Origin of the sequence: Arenibacter sp. S6351L (assembly GCF_023016025.1) — a bacterium.
Taxonomy (GTDB): domain Bacteria; phylum Bacteroidota; class Bacteroidia; order Flavobacteriales; family Flavobacteriaceae; genus Arenibacter; species Arenibacter algicola_B.
The window spans coordinates 1-22,414 of sequence record NZ_JALKBB010000026.1 but is presented as its reverse complement, the minus strand read 5'-3'; the positions used below and the strand labels follow the sequence as shown (position 1 = coordinate 22,414).

The window sequence follows — 22,414 nt, the reverse complement described above, 5'->3', positions numbered from 1 at the left end:
AAAGTGTTTTTAAGACAAAAAGTTTGAGTCGTGAACAGAAAACCGTTTAAATCCCACTTTAAATTCAATAAACAGGAGCGGAGTGGGATTTTCTTTTTGTTGCTTCTTATAGTTATTTTCCAGACGGTATATTTTGTTGTTAAATCGTATCCTGTAACGGAAAAGACCAATTCCCTAACCCTAGATGAAGAATACCAGGCCAAAATTGATGAACTGAGAAGTCGAAACCAAAAGAAGGATTCGGTCACTGTCTATCCATTTAATCCTAATTTTATAACAGATTATAAAGGCTACATTTTGGGGATGTCCACAGAGGAAATAGACCGTCTACATGTGTTTAGGGCTAAGAACCAATTTGTTAATTCCGGGAAGGAATTTCAAAAGGTAACATTGATATCGGATTCCCTGTTGGAAAGTTTGCGCCCGTATTTTAAGTTTCCCGAATGGACTCGTAGAGGATCTGTGGAGTCGGTAGATGGTAGTAGGTCTCCTTCTTTCAAAAGTTTGAAAGCCGTGTCAGTTCCGGATACCATTAAAAAGGCCAAGATCAAGGATCTTAATAATGCCACGGCAGAAGAATTAAGGTCTATTAATGGAATAGGGGATAAGCTTTCCCAGCGCATTGTAAAATTTAGGGACCTCTTGGGAGGTTTTTTGGTTGAAGAGCAATTAGGTCATGTTTATGGCCTGCAGCCTGAGGTGGTGAAGAGAATTTTGAACGACTATGGGATTTTGGAAAGTCCGGACATAACGAAAATCAATATAAACCAAGTGTCTTCAAGGGATATCTCAAAACTGGTTTACATAAAATATGAAGTGGCGGCACGTATTGTGGCTTTCAGGGAAGCGAATGGAGGTATAACTTCATTTGATGAATTAATGGAAATCGAAGATTTCCCTTCGGAAAAATTAGATATAATTAAGTTATATTTGCAATTATAAAAAAATTGCTAATAATGGTTATGGATACCCCTTCTACAATGAGTTTTGATTACTCTGAAACTCAACAAATGGTGGCTGCCTCTGCCAAGGAGTTTGCTGAACAATATATTAGGCCCTATGTAATGGAGTGGGATGAGGCCCAAACCTTTCCTGTTGAGGTTTTTAAAAAAGCTGGGGAAATGGGTTTTATGGGGGTTTTGGTTCCTGTAGAACTTGGGGGTTCCGGCTTGGGTTATCATGAATATGTGGCTATCATTGAAGAGATTTCCAAGGTAGATCCTTCCATAGGATTATCGGTAGCAGCACATAATTCATTGTGTACCAATCATATTCTTACTTTTGGGAATGAGGTTCAAAAGAAAAAATGGATTCCAAAATTGGCTACTGCCGAATGGATTGGGGCCTGGGGCCTTACGGAGCACAATACTGGTTCCGATGCCGCAGGTATGAGTACCACAGCGGTCAAGGAGGGTGACACCTGGGTTTTGAATGGAGCCAAGAATTTTATTACCCATGGAAAGAGTGGGGACATTGCAGTGGTGGTGGTAAGAACAGGGGAGAAAGGGGATAGTCATGGCATGACTGCCTTTGTAGTGGAAAAGGGAACACCTGGTTTTAGCAGTGGAAAGAAAGAAAACAAATTGGGAATGCGGGCCAGTGAAACGGCTGAATTGGTATTTGATAATTGTAAGATTCCAGACTCAAATAGATTGGGGGGAGTAGGGGAAGGATTTGTGCAGTCCATGAAGATCTTGGACGGTGGAAGAATTTCCATAGGAGCTTTGTCCTTGGGAATTTCCAAAGGGGCTTATGAAGCTGCCTTGAAATATTCCAAGGAGAGGGTGCAGTTTGGAAAGCCAATTAGCCAATTTCAAGGTATTTCCTTTAAACTTGCGGACATGGCCACAGAAATTGAGGCTTCGGAATTGCTTTTGCACAAAGCAGCTTTCCTTAAAAATGAAGGGCGTAATGTTACCAAATTGGGGGCTATGGCCAAAATGTATGCCTCGGAAGTATGTGTAAAAGTAGCTAATGAAGCAGTGCAAATACACGGTGGATATGGGTTTACCAAGGATTTTCCCGTAGAAAAATTCTATAGGGATTCCAAGTTGTGCACTATTGGGGAAGGTACTACCGAGATACAGAAAGTGGTCATTGCTAGAAAAATTTTAAAATAATTATTTGTAATTCATTTTTAAGGTATATATTTGCAGCCTTAATCACAAAAGAGAGGAGGTTATTGCCCATGTTAATAATACCAATAAAAGAAGGAGAAAACATCGATAGAGCTTTAAAGCGTTTCAAGCGTAAGTTCGACAAGACAGGTACAATGCGACAGTTGAGAAAACGTCAGCAGTTTACTAAGCCATCTGTAGAGAACAGAGCGAAGATTCAGAAAGCTCAATATATTCAAGGTCTAAGGGATAAAGAAGAAATCTAGATCTGCTTGAATTTATAATAGTATTAAAAGTTCCACTTAATGTGGGACTTTTTTTTTGTGTCCTATTCTTATCGGGGGTTATCTTTTGTAACTTTGGGATATGTCCATAGAATCATTTATTTCATATTTGTCTTTGGAGAAGAACTATTCTCCGCATACTACAAAAGCATATCAGAACGATATAATCGAATTTAAAAATTTTTGTAGGGAGGAGTTTGATCTTGAGGATATAGTCCAAGTATCTTACAGCTTGATTAGGAGTTGGGTAATTTCCTTGGTGGAATCAGGGGTATCCAGCCGGTCTGTAAATCGCAAAATTGCATCGTTAAAGGCTTATTATAAGTTTCTTTTGGGAGTAGGGATTTTGACCATTAACCCTTTGGCAAAACATAAAGCCCTTAAGACTTCAAAGAAAATTGAGATTCCTTTTTCCGAAATGGAGATGGAAGATGTTCTTTCCCAAATTCCTTTCGAAGATAATTTTGAAGGTAAGCGCGACAAGTTGATTATCGAATTGCTGTATACTACGGGTATAAGACGAGCTGAACTGATAGGTCTTAAGGTTAAGGATGTGGATTATGGGGCTATGACAATAAAGGTATTGGGAAAGCGAAATAAGGAAAGGATTATTCCGCTTTTGGAGGCTACCAAGGATTTGTTTTTGGAATATAATCATGAACGCAATGCGTTGCAAGTAATCCAGGATGAAGCGTTTATTTTTCTCTCGGGCAAAGGCAATAAAATGTACGAAACGCTTGTTTATAGAATTATAAATAAGTACTTTAGTTTAGTGTCGGCCAAGGTAAAAAAGAGTCCGCATATTTTAAGGCATACCTTTGCCACACATTTGCTAAATAAGGGGGCGGATTTAAATTCGGTAAAGGAATTATTGGGGCATTCCAGTTTGGCATCAACACAGGTTTATACCCATAATAGTATTGCGGAATTAAAGAAGGTACATTTGGCGGCTCATCCTAGAAGTAAGAAATAGTACAGTCTTAATTTATTGTTTAATTCTTTTAAAACTTCATTCTATGAAAGTAAATGCACAATCGGTGAATTTCACTGCAGACGGAAAGCTTATTGACTTTATTCAGGCAAGATTGAATAAAATGGAACTGTTTTATGACAAGGTAATTAGTTCCGATGTCTACCTAAAGGTTGAAAACACAAGTGCCAAGGAGAATAAAATCGTGGAAATCAAGGTGTTGGTACCTAAAGATAAGTTTGTGGTAAAAAAGCAATGTAAGTCCTTTGAAGAGGCTGTGGACACGGCATGTAGTTCCTTGGAAAGGAAGTTGGTTAAGCGAAAAGAAAAAATAAGATTAAATGCTTAAAAAAATTATCAAAAAATGTTTTGATTAAATAAATAAATATCTACATTTGCAGTCCGTTAGAAATAGCGGACTTTTTTTTGACGAAAAAAGTAACAAAAGCCGATGTAGCTCAGCTGGCTAGAGCAGCTGATTTGTAATCAGCAGGTCGTGGGTTCGAGTCCCTCTATCGGCTCAAAAAAAACAGAAATAGTATTATTTTTGTTTGAAATTTTGAAATAGGGTTGAAAAGCGATTGGGACGAGAAGTTTATCCCGAGCGTAGTCGAGGGGAGTCCCTCTATCGGCTCAAAAAAAAGAAAATTTATATTTTCTTAGGTTCTTTAAAATATGGTTTGGGGAGATACTCAAGCGGCCAACGAGGGCAGACTGTAAATCTGCTGACTACGTCTTCGCAGGTTCGAATCCTGCTCTCCCCACAAAAGGCTTTAATTAGTCTTTGTATGAAAATACAGAAAGTTTTTTTTGAAATGATGAAATTAATTTTTAGGTTTGCCTAAAAATTATAAAAGCGGGAGTAGCTCAGTTGGTAGAGCGTCAGCCTTCCAAGCTGAATGTCGCCGGTTCGAACCCGGTCTCCCGCTCTAAATTTTAAAAGCAAAAGCTCCTTTGATGGGGCTTTGCGCAATTAAAATTAAATGGACTAGATTTTAAGATCCTGTCCAGAGCGACGCCGAGGGTAAACTTCGTCAACGCTCTTAAACTTTGGGTATAGGGTATAGTTTTAGATTGGGCCTGGCCCAATGGTTAAAATTAAAGATGCCGGTGTAGCTCAGGGGTAGAGCGTTTCCTTGGTAAGGAAGAGGTCATGAGTTCAAATCTCATCATTGGCTCAATTAAGGCATTATTTGTACACTAATATAAACTAAGAATTAAAATTAACAAACATGGCAAAGGCAACATTTGATCGTTCCAAACCGCATTTAAATATAGGTACTATTGGACACGTGGATCACGGTAAAACTACATTGACTGCTGCGATTACTACAGTATTGGCAAACGCAGGACTTTCTGAAATGAGAAGTTTCGATTCTATCGATAACGCTCCTGAAGAAAAGGAAAGAGGTATTACAATTAATACTTCACACGTAGAATATTCTACCGCGAACCGTCACTATGCTCACGTGGATTGTCCAGGTCACGCGGATTACGTAAAGAACATGGTTACTGGTGCTGCTCAAATGGACGGTGCTATTTTGGTTGTTGCTGCTACTGATGGTCCTATGCCACAGACTCGTGAGCACATCCTTTTAGGACGTCAGGTTGGTATTCCAAGAATCGTTGTTTTCTTGAACAAGGTTGATATGGTTGATGATGAGGAGCTTTTGGAATTGGTTGAAATGGAAGTAAGGGAATTGCTTTCTTTCTACGAGTATGATGGAGACAATGGACCTGTTATTTCTGGATCGGCTTTAGGTGCACTTAACGGTGAGCAAAAATGGGTTGATACTGTAATGGAATTGATGGAAGCTGTTGATAGCTGGATCGAATTGCCAACAAGGGATGTTGATAAGCCTTTCTTGATGCCTGTTGAAGATGTATTTACTATTACTGGTCGTGGAACTGTTGCTACTGGACGTATTGAAACAGGAGTTGCAAACACAGGAGATCCTGTTGAGATCATTGGTATGGGAGCTGAGAAATTGAACTCTACCATTACTGGGGTTGAGATGTTCCGTAAGATATTGGACAGAGGTGAAGCTGGAGATAACGTTGGTATCCTTTTGAGAGGTATTGAAAAATCTCAAATAAAAAGAGGGATGGTAATCTGTAAGCCAGGTTCTGTTAAGCCACACGCTAAATTTGAAGCTGAGGTTTATATCCTTAAAAAAGAAGAAGGTGGACGTCACACTCCATTCCATAACAACTATCGTCCTCAGTTCTATGTAAGAACTACAGATGTTACTGGTACTATCAATCTTCCTAGTGGAGTTGAGATGGTTATGCCTGGTGATAACCTTACTATTATTGTTGACTTGTTGTCTCCAATTGCACTTAGTGAAGGTTTGCGTTTTGCTATCCGTGAAGGTGGTAGAACAGTTGGTGCAGGTCAGGTTACCAAGATATTAGATTAATATTTAGTATAGTATTGTTTACATTGAGGGTGTCTTGCTAAAGCGGGATACCTTTCAATGTAAATATAAACGGGTGTAGCTCAGTTGGTAGAGCACTGGTCTCCAAAACCAGGTGTCGGGAGTTCGAGCCTCTCCGCCCGTGCAAAATACAATGGGTTCTTTTCTGATTGGGATGATGTCGTCAGTATTTTTTTAAGGCCTTGTTTTATAGTTTAGAAAATAAATATTTCGCAGCATGATTACATATATAAGAGAATCTATAGACGAACTTAGGAATAACGTTACTTTACCTACAAGGGCGGAGTCTTCCAACTTGATGGTGATCGTAGCGGTGTTTTCTATAATTTTTGCGCTTGCGACTTGGGGTGTTGATAGTTTGTTTGGTAAATTGATACAACTGTATTTCAATAACATAATCAATTAAGAAGCACTGTATGTCAGAAGTATTGGATAAGAAATGGTATGTTGTAAGAGCTGTAAGTGGTCAGGAGAACAAAATTAAAGGCTATATAGAGGCAGAAATTGCTAGGCTTGGTTTTGAAGACTATTTGGAAGAAGTTCTTGTTCCTACTGAAAAAGTGGTGCAAATAAGGAACGGGAAAAAGATAAATAAGGAACGTGTTTACTTTCCTGGATATATTATGATCAAAGCCAACCTTGGAGGGGAAATGATTCATATTATCCGTTCTATTACCAATGTTATTGGATTTTTGGGTGAGACCAAAGGTGGGGATCCTGTTCCCTTGAGGAAATCCGAAGTGAATAGAATGCTTGGGAAAGTGGATGAATTGGCTGTTAAGACCGATAGTGTTGCCATACCATTTGTGTTTGGTGAAACTGTAAAGGTTATTGACGGGCCTTTCAATGGTTTTAACGGAACCGTAGAAAAAATTAATGAAGAAAAACGCAAGCTGGAGGTAATGGTGAAGATTTTTGGAAGAAAAACACCATTGGAACTCAGCTATATGCAAGTAGAAAAAGTTTAATAAGAACTGTTACATAGATAAAAGAAGTGTTGCTTCCAAATTAACACTCTTTAAATTTAATTTTAAACAATGGCAAAAGAAGTAAGTAAAGTAGTTAAACTACAAGTTAGGGGAGGTGCAGCGAATCCATCGCCACCGGTTGGACCCGCTTTAGGTGCTGCCGGGGTCAACATTATGGAGTTCTGTAAGCAATTCAATGCTCGTACGCAGGACAAGCCAGGCAAAGTATTGCCAGTTGCGATCACGGTTTATAAAGACAAGTCGTTCGACTTCGTTGTAAAGACACCGCCGGCGGCAGTTCAATTAATGGAAGCGGCTAAGATTAAAAAAGGATCTGGCGAGCCTAACAGAAACAAGGTTGCAAGTGTATCTTGGGACCAGATCAAGTTGATCGCTGAAGACAAAATGGTAGATCTTAATGCCTTTACGGTAGAATCAGCAATGAGTATGGTTGCGGGTACAGCAAGATCTATGGGTTTAAAAGTTGCAGGCAACAGACCTTTTTAAAATCTTAAAAGCAATTTAGAATGGCAAAATTAACAAAGAAGCAAAAAGAAGCCCACAGCAAAATAGATAAGAACAAACTCTATTCTGTTGAAGAGGCATCTGCTTTAGTAAAAGAAATAACCAATACAAAATTCGATGCATCTGTTGAATTGGCGGTACGTTTGGGCGTTGATCCAAGAAAAGCCAATCAAATGGTTCGTGGTGTTGTTACACTTCCCCACGGTACTGGTAAAGATGTTAAGGTTTTGGCTTTGGTAACACCGGACAAAGAAGCTGAGGCTAAAGAAGCTGGAGCTGATTTCGTAGGATTGGACGAATATTTGGATAAAATTAAAAACGGTTGGACCGATGTTGATGTAATCATCACAATGCCAAGTGTTATGGGTAAGCTAGGTCCTTTAGGTAGGGTCTTGGGACCAAGAGGTCTTATGCCGAACCCAAAAACAGGTACGGTTACAATGGATGTTGCCAAAGCAGTAGCTGAGGTAAAAGCCGGTAAGATCGATTTTAAAGTGGATAAAACAGGAATTGTGCATGCTGCAATTGGGAAAGTTTCTTTCTCAGCTGATAAAATTGCGGATAATGCCAACGAACTGTTGGATACATTGGTAAAATTAAAGCCAACTGCAGCCAAAGGAGTATATGTAAAAACTATATATATGTCCAGTACCATGAGTCCTAGTGTTGCATTGGATCCAAAAGCAGTTTAACTGGTAGTTAAAAATTTTTATTATGACAAGAGAAGAGAAATTAAATGTTATACAAGATTTAACTGCGCAGTTAGGGGATAGCTCCACTATATATTTAGCCGATATTTCCGGATTAAATGCTGAAACTACTTCAGCTTTAAGAAGGGCTTGTTACAAGGCTGATATAAAACTTGCTGTAGTTAAGAATACCTTGCTTGCAAAAGCAATGGAGGCTTCGGATAAGGATTTCGGTGAACTTCCAACAGTATTGAAGGGGAATACCTCTTTAATGTTTTCGGAAACCGGAAATGCACCTGCAAAGCTGATCAAGACTTTTAGAAAAAAGTCTAACAAGCCTTTGTTGAAAGGAGCATATATTGCCGAAGCAATTTATGTTGGTGATGATCAATTGGATGCTCTAGAAAGCATTAAGTCTAAAGAAGAAATGGTTGGAGAAATTATTGGATTGTTACAATCCCCAGCTAAAAATGTTATTTCTGGACTTAAATCTGGTGGTGGTAAACTTGCTGGAATCCTTAAGACATTATCAGAAAGATAATACGTACGCACTAAAAACAATTATATTTTAAAATTTTATTAAACGATAGAAAAATGGCAGATTTAAAAGATTTCGCAGAACAATTGGTTAACCTTACAGTAAAGGAAGTAAATGAGTTGGCTAATATATTAAAAGATGAGTACGGTATAGAGCCTGCAGCTGCTGCAGTTGCTGTTGCTGCTGGTGGCGGTGCTGCTGAAGGTGGTGATGCTGCTGAAGCTCAAACTGAATTTGATGTTATATTGAAAGCAGCCGGTGCTTCTAAATTGGCAGTTGTTAAATTGGTTAAGGAATTAACTGGTTTAGGATTGAAAGATGCTAAAGATATCGTTGATAGCGCACCAAAAGCCGTTAAGGAAGGTGTTTCTAAAGACGAAGCTGAAGGAATTAAAAAATCTTTGGAAGAAGCAGGAGCGGAAGTTGAGCTTAAATAATAGTAACAACAACCATTATTATTTTGGTTTAGGTCTTTCCGCTTTTTGTGGCTAGACCTAAGCCTTTTTATACATACCGTGTATATTGTAGTACACTACCCAATTAAAATATTCACGTTCAAAATTTTGTCCATAGATGTTCACAAATCAGACTGAAAGAATAAGTTTCGCATCCGCTAAGAACACTCCGAACTATCCGGATTTCTTGGACATTCAGATTAAATCATTTCAAGATTTTTTTCAGCTTGAAACTAAATCTGACGAGAGGGGCAATGAAGGGTTGTATAACACCTTCATGGAAAACTTTCCCATTACAGACACGAGGAACCAGTTCGTATTAGAATTTTTAGATTACTTCATTGATCCACCGAGATATTCCATTCAAGAATGTATAGAGCGTGGACTTACTTATAGTGTTCCATTAAAAGCAAGATTAAAATTATATTGTACAGATCCCGAGCATGAGGATTTCGAGACTATTGTACAAGATGTGTACTTAGGAACTATTCCTTATATGACGCCAAGTGGTACCTTTGTTATCAATGGTGCGGAACGTGTTGTTGTTTCTCAGTTGCACCGTTCTCCAGGAGTTTTCTTTGGTCAATCTTTCCATGCTAACGGAACTAAGTTGTATTCTGCTAGGGTTATTCCTTTTAAAGGTTCTTGGATAGAATTTGCAACAGATATCAATGGTGTTATGTACGCCTATATTGATAGAAAGAAAAAATTACCGGTTACCACCTTGTTCAGGGCCATTGGCTTTGAAAGGGATAAGGATATTTTGGAGATATTTGACCTTTCTGAAGAGGTTAAGGTTTCCAATGCCGGCTTGAAAAAAGTATTGGGCCGTAAATTGGCGGCTAGAGTGTTGAACACATGGCACGAGGATTTTGTGGATGAGGATACTGGCGAAGTGGTATCTATTGAAAGAAATGAGATTATCCTTGACCGTGATACTATTTTAGAAAAGGATCATATTAATGAGATATTGGAAGCTGATGTGAAAACTATTCTTTTGCATAAAGAGAATAACGCACAGAGCGATTATGCCATTATCCATAACACCCTTCAAAAGGATCCAACAAACTCTGAAAAAGAGGCTGTTGAACATATTTATCGTCAATTGCGTAATGCAGAACCGCCAGATGAGGAAACAGCTCGTGGTATTATAGATAAATTGTTCTTCTCTGATCAGCGTTATAACCTTGGTGAGGTTGGGCGTTATAGAATGAACAAAAAATTGGGATTGGATATTGGAATGGACAAGCAGGTCTTGACCAAAGAAGATATCATTACCATTATAAAATATTTGATCGAGTTGATCAACTCAAAAGCTGAGATCGATGATATTGATCACCTTTCCAACCGTAGGGTAAGGACTGTGGGTGAGCAATTATCCCAGCAATTTGGTGTTGGTCTGGCGCGTATGGCCAGAACAATTCGTGAGCGTATGAACGTACGTGATAATGAGGTGTTTACCCCGATCGATTTGATCAATGCCAAGACCTTGTCTTCGGTAATCAATTCGTTCTTTGGTACCAACCAGTTATCACAGTTTATGGATCAAACAAATCCATTGGCAGAGATTACGCACAAAAGAAGATTATCGGCATTGGGGCCAGGTGGACTTTCTAGGGAAAGAGCAGGGTTTGAGGTACGTGATGTTCACTATACCCACTACGGAAGACTTTGTCCTATTGAAACCCCTGAAGGACCAAACATTGGATTAATATCTTCACTTTCGGTATTTGCCAAGGTGAACCCAATGGGCTTCTTGGAAACACCATACCGCAAGGTAGATAACGGTACTGTAAATATTAATGACTTTACTTACCTAAGTGCAGAAGAGGAAGAAGGAATGAAAATTGCCCAGGCAAACATTCCTATGGATGAAAAAGGAACCATTACTGCGGAGAAGGTAATTGCAAGGGAAGAAGGGGATTTCCCAGTAGTAGATCCTGCGGAAATTCAGTATACCGATGTTGCGCCAAACCAGATAGCATCTATTTCGGCATCTTTGATTCCATTTTTGGAACATGATGATGCCAACAGGGCCTTGATGGGATCTAACATGATGCGTCAGGCAGTTCCATTATTAAAGCCGGAATCACCTATCGTAGGTACAGGTTTGGAGCGTCAAGTGGCGTCGGATTCAAGGGTATTGATCAATGCAGAAGGAGATGGGGTTATAGAATATGTTGATTCCCAAAAAATTACAATTAAGTACGACCGTACCGAAGAGCAAAGATTGGTAAGCTTCGAGGAGGATTCCAAGACTTATGAATTGGTCAAGTTTAGAAAAACTAACCAAGGAACAAGTATTAACCTTAAACCAATTGTTAAAAAGGGTTACAAGGTTAAAAAAGGACAAGTTCTTTGTGAAGGTTATGCTACTGAAAGCGGTGAATTGGCCTTGGGAAGAAACTTGGTAGTGGCTTTCATGCCTTGGAAAGGTTATAACTTTGAGGATGCGATCGTAATTTCTGAAAAAGTGGTTCGTGAGGATATCTTTACGTCCATCCACGTTGATGAGTACGCATTGGAGGTAAGGGATACCAAATTGGGAGCTGAAGAGTTGACCAATGATATTCCTAACGTTTCTGAAGAAGCTACCAAGGATTTGGATGAATACGGTATGATCCGTATTGGAGCGGAAGTTAAGCCTGGCGATATTTTGATCGGTAAGATCACTCCAAAAGGTGAGTCCGATCCTACTCCGGAAGAAAAATTATTACGTGCCATTTTTGGTGACAAAGCCGGTGATGTAAAAGATGCGTCCTTAAAGGCATCCCCATCTCTTAGAGGGGTTGTTATTGATAAGAAATTGTTCTCAAGATCTGTTAAGGATAAGCGTAAGCGTTCCGAGGACAAGGAAGAACTTTCCAAATTGGAGTTGGAATACGAAGTAAAATTCCAACAGTTGAAAGATGTATTGGTTGAAAAGCTATTTACATTGGTCAACGGCAAAACTTCTCAAGGGGTATTGAACGACCTTGGGGAAGAAGTGTTGCCAAAAGGGAAGAAATATACCATGAAAATGTTGAACGCCGTTGATGATTTTGCCCATTTGGTTGGGGGAAGTTGGACTACGGATAAGGAAAGCAATACCATGGTAACCGATCTTTTGCACAACTATAAGATAAAGTTGAACGACCTTCAAGGTAATCTTAGAAGGGACAAGTTCACTATTTCTGTAGGAGATGAATTGCCTGCTGGTATTATGAAATTGGCCAAAGTTTATATTGCTAAAAAGCGTAAACTAAAGGTTGGTGATAAAATGGCGGGTCGTCACGGAAACAAAGGTATCGTTTCAAGAATCGTACGTCATGAGGATATGCCGTTCCTAGAGGATGGAACACCTGTGGATATCGTATTGAATCCGTTAGGGGTACCTTCGCGTATGAACATTGGACAGATATATGAAACTGTTTTAGGATGGGCCGGATTAAAATTAGGGAAGAAATATGCGACCCCAATTTTTGACGGAGCTACCTTGGATGAAATCAATGCCTATACCGATGAAGCTGGAATTCCGAGATTTGGTCATACTTATCTTCACGATGGTGGTACTGGTCAGCGTTTTGATCAGCCAGCGACAGTTGGGGTTATCTATATGTTGAAACTTGGACATATGGTAGATGATAAGATGCACGCTCGTTCAATTGGGCCATACTCACTTATTACACAACAGCCATTGGGTGGTAAAGCACAATTTGGTGGACAGCGTTTTGGAGAGATGGAAGTTTGGGCGCTCGAAGCATATGGTGCCTCTGCTACATTACGTGAAATATTGACCGTTAAATCGGATGATGTTATAGGTAGGGCCAAGACTTACGAGGCGATCGTAAAAGGAGAGACCATGCCAGAACCTGGTTTGCCAGAATCTTTCAACGTATTAATGCACGAACTTAAGGGATTAGGTTTGGATATTAGATTGGAAGAATAACAAGGATTGGTTTTGAACACTATTCCTAATAACAAGAATTAAATTAGTATCAGAATATAGTTATGGCTAGACTAAAAGATAATAATACCATTAAAAGGTTCGATAAAATTTCAATCGGTTTGGCATCTCCAGAAGCTATTTTGGCAGAGTCAAGAGGTGAGGTTTTAAAACCTGAAACTATTAACTATAGAACGCACAAGCCTGAGCGGGACGGTCTATTCTGTGAGCGTATTTTTGGTCCTGTAAAGGATTATGAATGTGCCTGTGGAAAGTATAAAAGAATCCGTTACCGTGGTATTGTTTGTGATCGTTGTGGGGTAGAGGTAACAGAGAAAAAGGTACGTAGAGATAGGGTAGGACACATTAATTTGGTGGTTCCTGTTGCCCATATCTGGTATTTCCGTTCCCTGCCCAATAAGATTGGTTACCTATTAGGTTTGCCTTCCAAGAAATTGGATATGATTATTTACTACGAGCGTTATGTAGTAATTCAGCCAGGTATTGCCAAGGGACCAGACGGTGAGGAAATCCAAAAAATGGATTTCTTGAGCGAAGAGGAGTATTTGAATATATTGGATTCTATTCCACAAGAGAATCAGTACTTGGAAGATACTGACCCAAATAAGTTTATCGCTAAAATGGGTGCGGAATGTCTTATTGACCTTTTGGCAAGAATAGACTTGAGCCAATTGTCTTATGAATTGAGACATAAAGCCAATACTGAAACTTCCAAACAACGTAAGACCGAGGCCTTGAAAAGACTTCAAGTAGTTGAAGCCTTAAGGGAATCCCAAGAAAATAGGGAAAACAGACCGGATTGGATGATCATGAAGGTAATTCCTGTTATTCCACCTGAATTACGTCCTTTGGTTCCATTGGATGGTGGTCGTTTTGCCACCTCGGATTTGAATGATCTTTATAGAAGGGTTATTATAAGAAACAACCGTCTTAAGAGATTGGTCGAAATTAAGGCTCCAGAGGTAATTCTTAGAAATGAGAAACGTATGCTTCAGGAGGCAGTGGATTCTTTATTTGATAACACACGTAAGGCATCTGCAGTTAAGACCGAATCCAATAGGCCGCTAAAATCACTTTCAGATTCATTGAAAGGAAAGCAAGGTCGTTTCCGTCAAAACCTTTTGGGTAAACGTGTGGATTATTCCGCTCGTTCGGTAATCGTCGTTGGACCTGAAATGCAGTTGTTCGAATGTGGTTTGCCTAAAGATATGGCTGCTGAACTATACAAACCTTTTGTAATCCGTAAATTGATCGAGAGGGGTATTGTAAAAACGGTGAAATCTGCCAAGAAGATCATAGATAAGAAAGAACCAGTTGTTTGGGATATTCTTGAAAATGTTTTAAAAGGGCATCCAGTATTGTTAAACCGTGCTCCTACATTGCACAGACTAGGTATACAGGCATTCCAGCCAAAGCTTATTGAAGGTAAGGCTATACGTTTGCACCCATTGGTATGTACTGCATTTAATGCGGATTTTGATGGGGATCAAATGGCAGTTCACTTGCCTTTGGGACCTGAGGCTATTTTGGAGGCACAACTTTTAATGTTGGCATCACATAATATCTTGAACCCTGCAAACGGTTCGCCTATTACTGTACCATCTCAGGATATGGTCTTGGGTCTATATTATATGACCAAGGAAAGAAAATCCACTCCGGAAGTAGCAGTAAAAGGAGAAGGTTTAACGTTCTATTCCTATGAAGAGGTGGTTATCGCCTTTAATGAAGGTAGATTGGATCTTAACGCTGGTATTAAGGTACGTGCCAAAGATTTTAATGAGGCTGGTGAATTGGTTAATCAGATCATTCCAACAACAGTTGGTAGGGTATTGTTTAACATGGTAGTTCCAGAGGGGGCAGGATACATTAATGAGGTACTGAACAAAAAATCGCTTAGGGATATTATTGGTAATATATTAAATGTTACCGATGTTCCAACAACAGCCGATTTCTTGGATAAAATAAAAACTATGGGATATGAATTCGCTTTTAAAGGCGGATTGTCCTTTAGCTTGGGGGATATTATTATTCCGCCGGAGAAACATGAAATGATTGCGGATGCCAATACACAGGTAGATGGTATTATGGCCAACTATAACATGGGTCTTATAACCAATAACGAACGTTACAATCAGGTAATTGACGTTTGGACATCGACCAATGCTATGTTGACAGAATTGGCAATGAAGCGTATTCGTGAGGATCAGCAAGGATTTAACTCTGTGTATATGATGTTGGATTCTGGTGCAAGGGGCTCCAAGGAGCAGATTCGCCAGTTGACCGGTATGCGTGGATTAATGGCAAAACCAAAGAAATCTACTGCCGGAGGTGGGGAAATTATTGAAAACCCTATTTTGTCCAACTTTAAAGAGGGTCTATCCATTCTTGAATACTTTATATCTACTCACGGTGCGCGTAAGGGTCTTGCGGATACGGCGTTGAAAACGGCGGATGCAGGTTATCTAACACGTCGTTTGGTGGATGTTTCACAGGATGTAATTATCAATATTGAGGATTGTGAAACACTAAGAGGGGTTCAAGTTGAAGCTCTTAAGAAAAATGAAGAGATTGTTGAAACTTTAGGGGAGCGTATCCTTGGAAGGGTTTCTTTACATGATGTTTATGATCCTATTTCTGAAGAATTGCTTTTAAAGGCAGGCCAGGAAATTATGGAATCGGATGTGAAGAAAATAGAAGCATCCCCAGTTGAAAAAGTAGAGGTGCGTTCTGCCTTGACATGTGAGGCCCAGAAAGGTATCTGTGGTAAATGTTACGGAAGAAACTTGTCTACCAATAAAATGGTACAACGAGGAGAGGCTGTTGGTGTAGTAGCTGCACAGTCTATCGGTGAGCCAGGAACACAGTTAACATTGCGTACTTTCCACGTGGGAGGTATTGCAGGTAACATCTCCGAAGAAAATAAATTGGAGGCCAGATTTGCTGGTGTTGCTGAGATTGAAGATTTAAGGACAGTTACCAGTCAGGATGGAGAAGGTAAAAAATCTGAAATTGTAATTTCTAGGACATCAGAGATTAAAGTTGTAGATGCAAAATCTGGAATAACACTAAGTACCAATAACATTCCTTACGGTTCACAGTTGTTCATTAAGAATGGTGAAAAAATCGAAAAAGGTCAGGTTATTTGTTCTTGGGATCCTTATAACGGGGTTATTGTTTCAGAATTCCCTGGACAGATTGCATATGAAAATATAGAACAAGGTATTACTTACCAAGTAGAGATCGATGAACAAACAGGATTCCAAGAGAAAGTAATTTCGGAATCAAGGAACAAGAAATTGATACCTACCCTATTGATCAAAAACAATAAGGATGAAGTATTGCGTTCTTATAACCTTCCGGTTGGATCGCACATTATGGTAGATGACGGAGACAAGATCAACGAAGGTAAAATTTTGGTTAAGATACCGCGTAAATCAGCTAAGGCTGGGGATATTACCGGTGGTCTTCCAAGAGTTACCGAATTGTTCGAAGCTCGTAACCCATCTAACCCTGCTGTTGTTTCCGAGATTGATGGTGTTGTTTCCTTTGGTAAGATAAAGAGAGGTAACCGAGAAATAATCATCGAATCCAAATTGGGTGAGGTTAAGAAATACTTGGTTAAATTGTCGAATCAGATTCTTGTTCAAGAAAATGATTATGTACGTGCCGGGATGCCATTATCCGACGGGTCAATTACTCCTGAAGATATCTTGGCAATCAAAGGGCCTTCAGCTGTACAACAATACTTGGTGAACGAAGTTCAGGAAGTATATCGTTTACAAGGGGTGAAGATCAATGACAAGCACTTTGAGGTAGTAGTTCGTCAAATGATGCGTAAAGTACGTATAGAGGATCCGGGAGATACTATCTTCTTAGAAAATCAATTGGTTCACAAGGATGATTTCATCCAAGAGAATGATGAGATTTTTGGACAGAAAGTGGTAGAAGATGCTGGTGATTCCGAAAACTTAAAACCGGGTCAGATTGTAAGTGCCCGTGAATTAAGGGATGAAAACTCTATTCTTAAACGAAATGATAAGAATTTGGTTACTGCAAGGGATGCTGTAGCAGCAACTGCTACTCCTATTCTACAAGGAATTACACGTGCTTCCTTACAGACGAAATCATTTATCTCGGCTGCTTCATTCCAGGAAACGACTAAAGTACTTAACGAAGCTGCGGTAAGCGGTAAGGTAGATACTCTGGAAGGATTGAAAGAAAACGTAATTGTTGGTCATAAAATACCAGCAGGTACGGGAATGAGGGATTATGAAAATATCATTGTAGGTTCCAAAGAGGAATACGATGAAATCATGGCCCGAAAAGAGGAATTGAAATTCTAAATAATTAGAACCTCGGTGTTATTCACCGAGGTTTTTTTTTGGACAATTGGCAATTAAATTGTTCTTTGTTCATTACCGTTTAGTCAAATAGTAATAGATAATCATTTTTTGTAATGAGTGATAAAGATCAAAACCAAAAACAGATCAATATAGAATTGGACGAGAAAACGGCCGAGGGAATATATTCCAATTTAGCCATAATCAATCATTCTGTTTCAGAGTTTGTAGTAGATTTTATTAGTATGATGCCTGGGGCTCCAAAAGCAAAGGTTAAAAGTAGAATTGTGCTTACCCCGCAGCATGCCAAGAAATTCTTAAAGGCGCTTGGCGATAATGTTAGTCGCTTCGAAAAAGCTCATGGAACCATAAAGGATTATGAGCAGCCCCCAATTCCATTAAATTTTGGACCAACGGGTGAGGCTTAAAAATTAAAAAACCTTCTGTATCTACAGAAGGTTTTTTAGTTTTATGGGAATCGAGATGTGATTTAGTCGAATTCTGAAGTAAAATGTAGTTTTACATTGGGATATTTTTGCTGTGTCATTTGCAGCGAAAATTGGGAATCCGCAAGAAAGACTAGTTGTTTTCTCTTGTCCTTGGCCAAAAACTTCTGTTTTACGCGTTTAAATTCCTTAAATTCCTCACTGTTCTTATCTTTTGGGTCTACCCAGCAAGCTTTGTAAACCGGAAAGTTTTCATAAGTACATTTGGCGGCATATTCGTGCTCCAAACGGTATTGTATTACTTCAAACTGTAGGGCACCCACGGTTCCTATTACTTTTCTGTTGTTCATTTCCAGGGTGAATAACTGGGCAACCCCTTCATCCATCAATTGATCAATCCCTTTGTTTAGCTGTTTCGCTTTCATGGGATCGGCATTGTTGATATATCTAAAATGTTCCGGAGAAAAACTGGGAATTCCTTTGTAATGCAGTATTTCGCCCTCTGTTAAAGTGTCCCCAATTTTGAAATTACCGGTATCATGTAATCCAACAATATCCCCAGGATAGGAAATATCCACAATTTCTTTTTTCTCTGCGAAAAATGCATTGGGACTGGAGAATTTTAAATTTTTGTTTTGACGTACGTGTAAATAGGGTTTGTTTCTTTCAAAAGTACCAGAAACTATTTTTATGAATGCAAGACGATCCCTGTGCTTGGGGTCCATATTGGCGTGTATCTTAAATACAAAGCCGGTTAATTCCTTTTCATTGGCTTGGACCAAGCGCTCTTCGGCCATTTTGGCCCGTGGTGATGGTGCAATATCTATAAAACAGTCCAACAGTTCCCTTACACCAAAATTGTTCAGGGCAGAACCAAAAAATACGGGTTGCTGTGTTCCTTTAAGATAACTTTCCTTGTCAAATGGTGGATATACTCCATTCACTAGTTCTAGATTGTCCCTTAGTTCTGTGGCTGCTTTTGTTCCTATGATTTTTTCAAGCTGTGGGTTGTTTATATCATCGAAAGCAATAGTGTCTTCAATATTCTTTTTACTGTCCCCGCTAAAAAGATTAATGTTTTTTTCGTAAATATTATAGATTCCCTTAAAATCATAACCCATACCAATGGGGAAACTTAAAGGAGTTACGGAAAGGCCCAATTTCTGTTCTACTTCGTCCAATAAATCGAAGGCGTCCTTCCCTTCCCGGTCCAATTTGTTGATGAATACGATCATCGGGATGTTGCGCATTCTACAAACTTCTACCAATTTTTCAGTTTGCTCCTCCACACCTTTAGCAACATCAACAACAACAATTACGCTATCAACAGCAGTCAGGGTCCTAAAGGTATCTTCCGCAAAATCCTTGTGTCCAGGGGTATCCAGGATATTTATTTTTTTGTCTTTGTATAGAAAGGCAAGAACAGAGGTGGCTACCGAAATACCTCTTTGTTTTTCAATTTCCATAAAGTCACTGGTAGCAGTTTTCTTTATCTTGTTGTTTTTCACGGCTCCTGCTTCCTGAATAGCACCTCCAAAAAGCAGTAGTTTTTCTGTTAGTGTTGTTTTTCCCGCATCGGGATGCGATATTATTCCGAAAGTCCTTCTTCTTTCAATTTGTTCACTAAAACTCATTGATTATTTGATTTCGGCAAAAATAAGTCAAATTAATTTTTTTCAACCAGCAAATGCCCGTAAATAAGGCAAAGAAATATTAATTGGTGGATATTCTGGATTAGACGGGGTATTCCATACATACTTGGCTTTAGTTCATTTCAGTTTGGGGTGTATTTTGGGGTTTGTTTAAGCTTGCTTTTTTCGTCCTATACTGTTAGGTGTTGGGAAAATGTTTTTCGGGGTTTATTTTAGGTAGATCCCGAATTTATGCAGACCACTTTTCCGGATTTAATGCAGGGTGGCTTTGGATATTATGGATGAAATTATCTGTTGGTCATTGTTGTGCTATAATTTTCTACTTACTTTTTTATAAGTAAAAACCTACAATGTAATATTGTTTTACACACTATTTTTACTTGATAATCACAACCTTTTCAAGGTCGTTTTTGTAAATAATTAACACTTTGTCGAGTAATACGGTTATTGGCAGATTTTATATAATTTATGGCTTGAAAACCTTATGAGTATTGATTTTTTAGATATATCTTGCATGTAATATTGGAGTTGGCCCCAACTTCTTACATTTGTTTATGACCTATTATGCCATGGTGATCAGTTGATATAAAACTATCATTTATGGAAAAAATTACTTTCTTTAATATTAAGGAAAAAGTAAGAGGCGCCTTAGGTTTAGCTTTGGCGGTTTTGGCGTTGCTATTTACTTCTTCCTTTGACAATATTCCTTCATTTGTATCATTAGGCCAGGTTTATTTGGATTCCGATGGGGATGGGGTTTCGGATTCTTTGGATATTGATTCTGATGGTGACGGGATATTAGATTCAATTGAGGGCGATATCGATTCCGATGGAGATGGTATTGCGAATTATTTGGATGTGGATTCGGATAATGATGGAATTCTGGATAATATTGAGGCGCAGGCTTCTAGAAATTATATTTCCCCTTCTAAAGTGGATAGTGATAAGAACGGACTGGATGACGCTTATGAGCTCACACCTGGTAATGGTGGTGGCCTTATTCCTGTAGATACCGATGGTGACGGTGTTCCAGATTATTTGGATTTGGACTCTGATAATGATGGAATACTCGATAGTCTTGAATCCAGCGTTCTGAGTACCGATTTTGATTGTGAGACAGTACCAAATTTAAATTTCAGTAATGCCCCTACCTTGGAATCTGGGGATGCCCTATCTGAAGGTGCGGTATATAGATTTTCTAATATTACAGATGAACTGGATGCTCTGGTAACTATCGAGAGTGTGGTAAATGGCCGGATTAGCACTTTGGATCAAAATTCGGTCGACTCTGAATTTTTTAAACCCGAGATTGAGTTTACAACAACTGATGATGTAAGAAGGCCTTATGTGGATTTACGGATCTCCATGGTCAAAACAGGAACTAATGAAACTGCGGTACTTGATGAGCTTATCGCCAATTTTATCGACGTAGATGGTAATAGTCAATATCAGGAATTCAATAGGTTCGATACCCCGGTAAGTTATACCTATGACAATCCTACTGAGGTAGGAGTTAACTATACCGCTGGGGGATTGTTAATAAATGGGGGTGTTAAGGAATATGACGGAATATCCAATACCCATCCTTCAGTTAATGTAGCGGTCGAATTTGTTAATATAAGTACTTTTGTCTTCCGGTTCGGGATACAAGCGTCAACCAATGAGAACTTTACAACCAATGTTCCTAGGCAATCTGGAATTCAATTTTCTTGCCTGGATAACTTTGTTGATCCACAAACAATTACCTTTAGTAAGGATATAGATTCTGATGGTGATAGTTACCCTGATAGGGTAGATATAGATTCCGACAATGACGGTATTCCTGATAATGTGGAGGCCCAAACAACGGACGGATATATTCCACCAACCGGTTTGGATAGTGATAATGATGGTTTGGATAATGCCTATGATGGACCCGTTAACCAAGGCTTGATTCCTGTGAATACGGACGGTACTGATATGCCAGATTATTTGGACTTGGATACGGACAACGATTCGGTTCCTGATAATATAGAGGGGAATGACTTCAATTTTGATGGTACTCCTGATCAAATTTTTACAGGAACTGATAGTGATGGGGATGGCTTGGATGATGGTTATGAGGGAGAGGACATTAATGATGGCTTTGACGTAAATGATGAAATTGATAATCCAGCTAGCGACCTTCCAAATACTGACGGCGTTGATGATGTAAATTATCGTGATATTGATGATGATGGAGACGGGGTAACTACGGTAAAGGAAAAAGAGGATGATACTAATCCACTTGATCCCTGCGATTATAATCCAGAGAGTGTGACCTTAACTCAAAATGGGGCCTATTTAACAGCCGATTGTGATGGTGATGGGGTAACTAACGAGGACGAGAAAGAAGACGGTACAGATCCGTTGGATTCCTGCGATTTTGTTTTGGCCCACCAAACTGTAGCTCCTTCCATTACATGGAACGATACTGACTGTGATGGGGATGGGGTAACCAATGAGGATGAGAAAACTGATGGTACAGATCCTTTAGATCCATGTGATTACCTTCCCGAAAGTGTAACCCTAACACCTAGTGTAGATTGGGAGGTTCTTGATTGTGACAATGACGGAAATCCAAATGGAACTGATCCTGATCCACTTGTTGCAACTGCGAGGGATGACTCTGGGTCTACCCCTGCCTTGACAGAAGTGGCGATCAATATTTTGGAAAATGATGATTACTTGCCTAATAATCACCCTGACAATTTGGGTATTACGTCTTTATCCATGATTGGTGGCAGCGCCTTAGGAACTGTTCTTTTTGATGAAGAAACTGGTTTCTTGAACTATACTCCTGTTGAATCGGAATCCAATACAACTGTTACTATTATTTATCAGGTGTGTAACGTTATTCCTGATCCCAATGTTTGTGCATCGGCTACGGTAACTATTGAGGTAGGCCCCGATATGGACAATGTGATCGATGCGGTGGACGACAGTTATAGCGTAGAAACCGGTGTGAGTGGTGTTATACCAGGTAGCAACGTGCTCGGCAACGATACTATAAACGGTGAAGTGGTAG

16 protein-coding genes, 5 tRNA genes and 1 pseudogene are annotated in these 22,414 nt (G+C 39.3%); 21 read left to right on the top strand and 1 reads right to left on the bottom strand.

The window, feature by feature from the left end; translation table 11 throughout:
• Positions 1 to 30: 30 nt before the first annotated feature.
• From MWU82_RS18345 to MWU82_RS18250, 20 genes are all read left to right on the top strand, one after another.
• The gene (locus tag MWU82_RS18345) at positions 31 to 942 is read left to right on the top strand and encodes a helix-hairpin-helix domain-containing protein (protein WP_247097511.1); all 912 of its coding nucleotides are present in this window, start codon (positions 31 to 33) and stop codon (positions 940 to 942) included.
• A gap of 38 nt (positions 943 to 980) precedes the next feature.
• Positions 981 to 2,120 (top strand): acyl-CoA dehydrogenase family protein, encoded by a 1,140-nt coding sequence (locus tag MWU82_RS18340; protein WP_215948756.1) that lies wholly within the window; start codon positions 981 to 983, stop codon positions 2,118 to 2,120.
• A gap of 68 nt (positions 2,121 to 2,188) precedes the next feature.
• Positions 2,189 to 2,383: a 30S ribosomal protein S21 gene (gene rpsU / locus MWU82_RS18335; protein WP_031444836.1), complete on the top strand. Its 195-nt coding sequence runs from the start codon at positions 2,189 to 2,191 to the stop codon at positions 2,381 to 2,383.
• Positions 2,384 to 2,483: 100 nt separating this feature from the next.
• Positions 2,484 to 3,374, top strand: a complete 891-nt coding sequence (locus tag MWU82_RS18330; RefSeq protein ID WP_247097510.1) for a tyrosine-type recombinase/integrase — start codon at positions 2,484 to 2,486, stop codon at positions 3,372 to 3,374.
• A 43-nt stretch (positions 3,375 to 3,417) separates the two neighbouring features.
• Positions 3,418 to 3,720 carry a ribosome-associated translation inhibitor RaiA gene (gene raiA / locus MWU82_RS18325; protein WP_031444834.1) on the top strand — a complete coding sequence of 101 codons (303 nt, stop codon included), beginning with the start codon at positions 3,418 to 3,420 and terminating at the stop codon, positions 3,718 to 3,720.
• 98 nt (positions 3,721 to 3,818) lie between these two features.
• Positions 3,819 to 3,892 (top strand) — tRNA-Thr (locus tag MWU82_RS18320).
• Between the two features lie 161 nt (positions 3,893 to 4,053).
• Positions 4,054 to 4,135, top strand: a tRNA-Tyr gene (locus MWU82_RS18315).
• A gap of 92 nt (positions 4,136 to 4,227) precedes the next feature.
• Positions 4,228 to 4,300, top strand: a tRNA-Gly gene (locus MWU82_RS18310).
• A gap of 177 nt (positions 4,301 to 4,477) precedes the next feature.
• Positions 4,478 to 4,549, top strand: a tRNA-Thr gene (locus MWU82_RS18305).
• 54 nt (positions 4,550 to 4,603) lie between these two features.
• Complete coding sequence (gene tuf / locus MWU82_RS18300; protein ID WP_031444833.1) at positions 4,604 to 5,791, top strand: elongation factor Tu; 1,188 nt, start codon at positions 4,604 to 4,606, stop codon at positions 5,789 to 5,791.
• A 69-nt stretch (positions 5,792 to 5,860) separates the two neighbouring features.
• Positions 5,861 to 5,933: transfer RNA gene (locus tag MWU82_RS18295), tRNA-Trp, on the top strand.
• A 93-nt stretch (positions 5,934 to 6,026) separates the two neighbouring features.
• Positions 6,027 to 6,215 (top strand): preprotein translocase subunit SecE, encoded by a 189-nt coding sequence (gene secE / locus MWU82_RS18290; RefSeq protein ID WP_215948750.1) that lies wholly within the window; start codon positions 6,027 to 6,029, stop codon positions 6,213 to 6,215.
• A gap of 10 nt (positions 6,216 to 6,225) precedes the next feature.
• Positions 6,226 to 6,777 (top strand): transcription termination/antitermination protein NusG, encoded by a 552-nt coding sequence (nusG, locus tag MWU82_RS18285; RefSeq protein ID WP_103442761.1) that lies wholly within the window; start codon positions 6,226 to 6,228, stop codon positions 6,775 to 6,777.
• Positions 6,778 to 6,846: 69 nt separating this feature from the next.
• Positions 6,847 to 7,284: a 50S ribosomal protein L11 gene (gene rplK / locus MWU82_RS18280; protein WP_031444830.1), complete on the top strand. Its 438-nt coding sequence runs from the start codon at positions 6,847 to 6,849 to the stop codon at positions 7,282 to 7,284.
• Positions 7,285 to 7,304: 20 nt separating this feature from the next.
• A complete protein-coding gene (gene rplA / locus MWU82_RS18275; RefSeq protein WP_031444829.1) occupies positions 7,305 to 7,994 on the top strand; it encodes a 50S ribosomal protein L1 in 690 nt (229 codons plus the stop codon).
• A gap of 22 nt (positions 7,995 to 8,016) precedes the next feature.
• Positions 8,017 to 8,532, top strand: coding sequence for a 50S ribosomal protein L10 (gene rplJ, locus MWU82_RS18270; RefSeq protein WP_103477258.1), 516 nt, complete (start codon positions 8,017 to 8,019; stop codon positions 8,530 to 8,532).
• Positions 8,533 to 8,585: 53 nt separating this feature from the next.
• Complete coding sequence (gene rplL, locus MWU82_RS18265) at positions 8,586 to 8,966, top strand: 50S ribosomal protein L7/L12 (protein WP_215948751.1); 381 nt, start codon at positions 8,586 to 8,588, stop codon at positions 8,964 to 8,966.
• 136 nt (positions 8,967 to 9,102) lie between these two features.
• Complete coding sequence (rpoB, locus tag MWU82_RS18260; RefSeq protein ID WP_031444826.1) at positions 9,103 to 12,912, top strand: DNA-directed RNA polymerase subunit beta; 3,810 nt, start codon at positions 9,103 to 9,105, stop codon at positions 12,910 to 12,912.
• A 62-nt stretch (positions 12,913 to 12,974) separates the two neighbouring features.
• On the top strand, positions 12,975 to 17,273 hold the full coding sequence (gene rpoC / locus MWU82_RS18255; protein ID WP_247097509.1) for a DNA-directed RNA polymerase subunit beta': 4,299 nt from the start codon (positions 12,975 to 12,977) through the stop codon (positions 17,271 to 17,273).
• Positions 17,274 to 17,386: 113 nt separating this feature from the next.
• On the top strand, positions 17,387 to 17,698 hold the full coding sequence (locus tag MWU82_RS18250; RefSeq protein ID WP_072863284.1) for a DUF3467 domain-containing protein: 312 nt from the start codon (positions 17,387 to 17,389) through the stop codon (positions 17,696 to 17,698).
• Between the two features lie 62 nt (positions 17,699 to 17,760).
• Here the strand turns inward: MWU82_RS18250 and MWU82_RS18245 are convergent, their stop codons facing one another.
• A complete protein-coding gene (locus tag MWU82_RS18245) occupies positions 17,761 to 19,350 on the bottom strand; it encodes a peptide chain release factor 3 (RefSeq protein ID WP_215948753.1) in 1,590 nt (529 codons plus the stop codon).
• 618 nt (positions 19,351 to 19,968) lie between these two features.
• Between MWU82_RS18245 and MWU82_RS18240 the strand changes: the two are divergent.
• Positions 19,969 to 22,414: pseudogene (locus MWU82_RS18240) on the top strand (hypothetical protein); the annotation flags it as partial.

Bases quoted from the DNA above. Each gene is read 5' to 3' on its own strand.
- MWU82_RS18340 (WP_215948756.1), top strand. From the start codon at position 981: ATGAGTTTTGATTACTCTGAAACTCAACAAATGGTGGCTGCCTCTGCC.
- rpsU (WP_031444836.1), top strand. From the start codon at position 2,189: ATGTTAATAATACCAATAAAAGAAGGAGAAAACATCGATAGAGCTTTA.
- MWU82_RS18330 (WP_247097510.1), top strand. From the start codon at position 2,484: ATGTCCATAGAATCATTTATTTCATATTTGTCTTTGGAGAAGAACTAT.
- raiA (WP_031444834.1), top strand. From the start codon at position 3,418: ATGAAAGTAAATGCACAATCGGTGAATTTCACTGCAGACGGAAAGCTT.
- tuf (WP_031444833.1), top strand. From the start codon at position 4,604: ATGGCAAAGGCAACATTTGATCGTTCCAAACCGCATTTAAATATAGGT.
- secE (WP_215948750.1), top strand. From the start codon at position 6,027: ATGATTACATATATAAGAGAATCTATAGACGAACTTAGGAATAACGTT.
- nusG (WP_103442761.1), top strand. From the start codon at position 6,226: ATGTCAGAAGTATTGGATAAGAAATGGTATGTTGTAAGAGCTGTAAGT.
- rplK (WP_031444830.1), top strand. From the start codon at position 6,847: ATGGCAAAAGAAGTAAGTAAAGTAGTTAAACTACAAGTTAGGGGAGGT.
- rplA (WP_031444829.1), top strand. From the start codon at position 7,305: ATGGCAAAATTAACAAAGAAGCAAAAAGAAGCCCACAGCAAAATAGAT.
- rplJ (WP_103477258.1), top strand. From the start codon at position 8,017: ATGACAAGAGAAGAGAAATTAAATGTTATACAAGATTTAACTGCGCAG.
- rplL (WP_215948751.1), top strand. From the start codon at position 8,586: ATGGCAGATTTAAAAGATTTCGCAGAACAATTGGTTAACCTTACAGTA.
- rpoB (WP_031444826.1), top strand. From the start codon at position 9,103: ATGTTCACAAATCAGACTGAAAGAATAAGTTTCGCATCCGCTAAGAAC.
- rpoC (WP_247097509.1), top strand. From the start codon at position 12,975: ATGGCTAGACTAAAAGATAATAATACCATTAAAAGGTTCGATAAAATT.
- MWU82_RS18250 (WP_072863284.1), top strand. From the start codon at position 17,387: ATGAGTGATAAAGATCAAAACCAAAAACAGATCAATATAGAATTGGAC.
- MWU82_RS18245 (WP_215948753.1), bottom strand. From the start codon at position 19,350: ATGAGTTTTAGTGAACAAATTGAAAGAAGAAGGACTTTCGGAATAATA.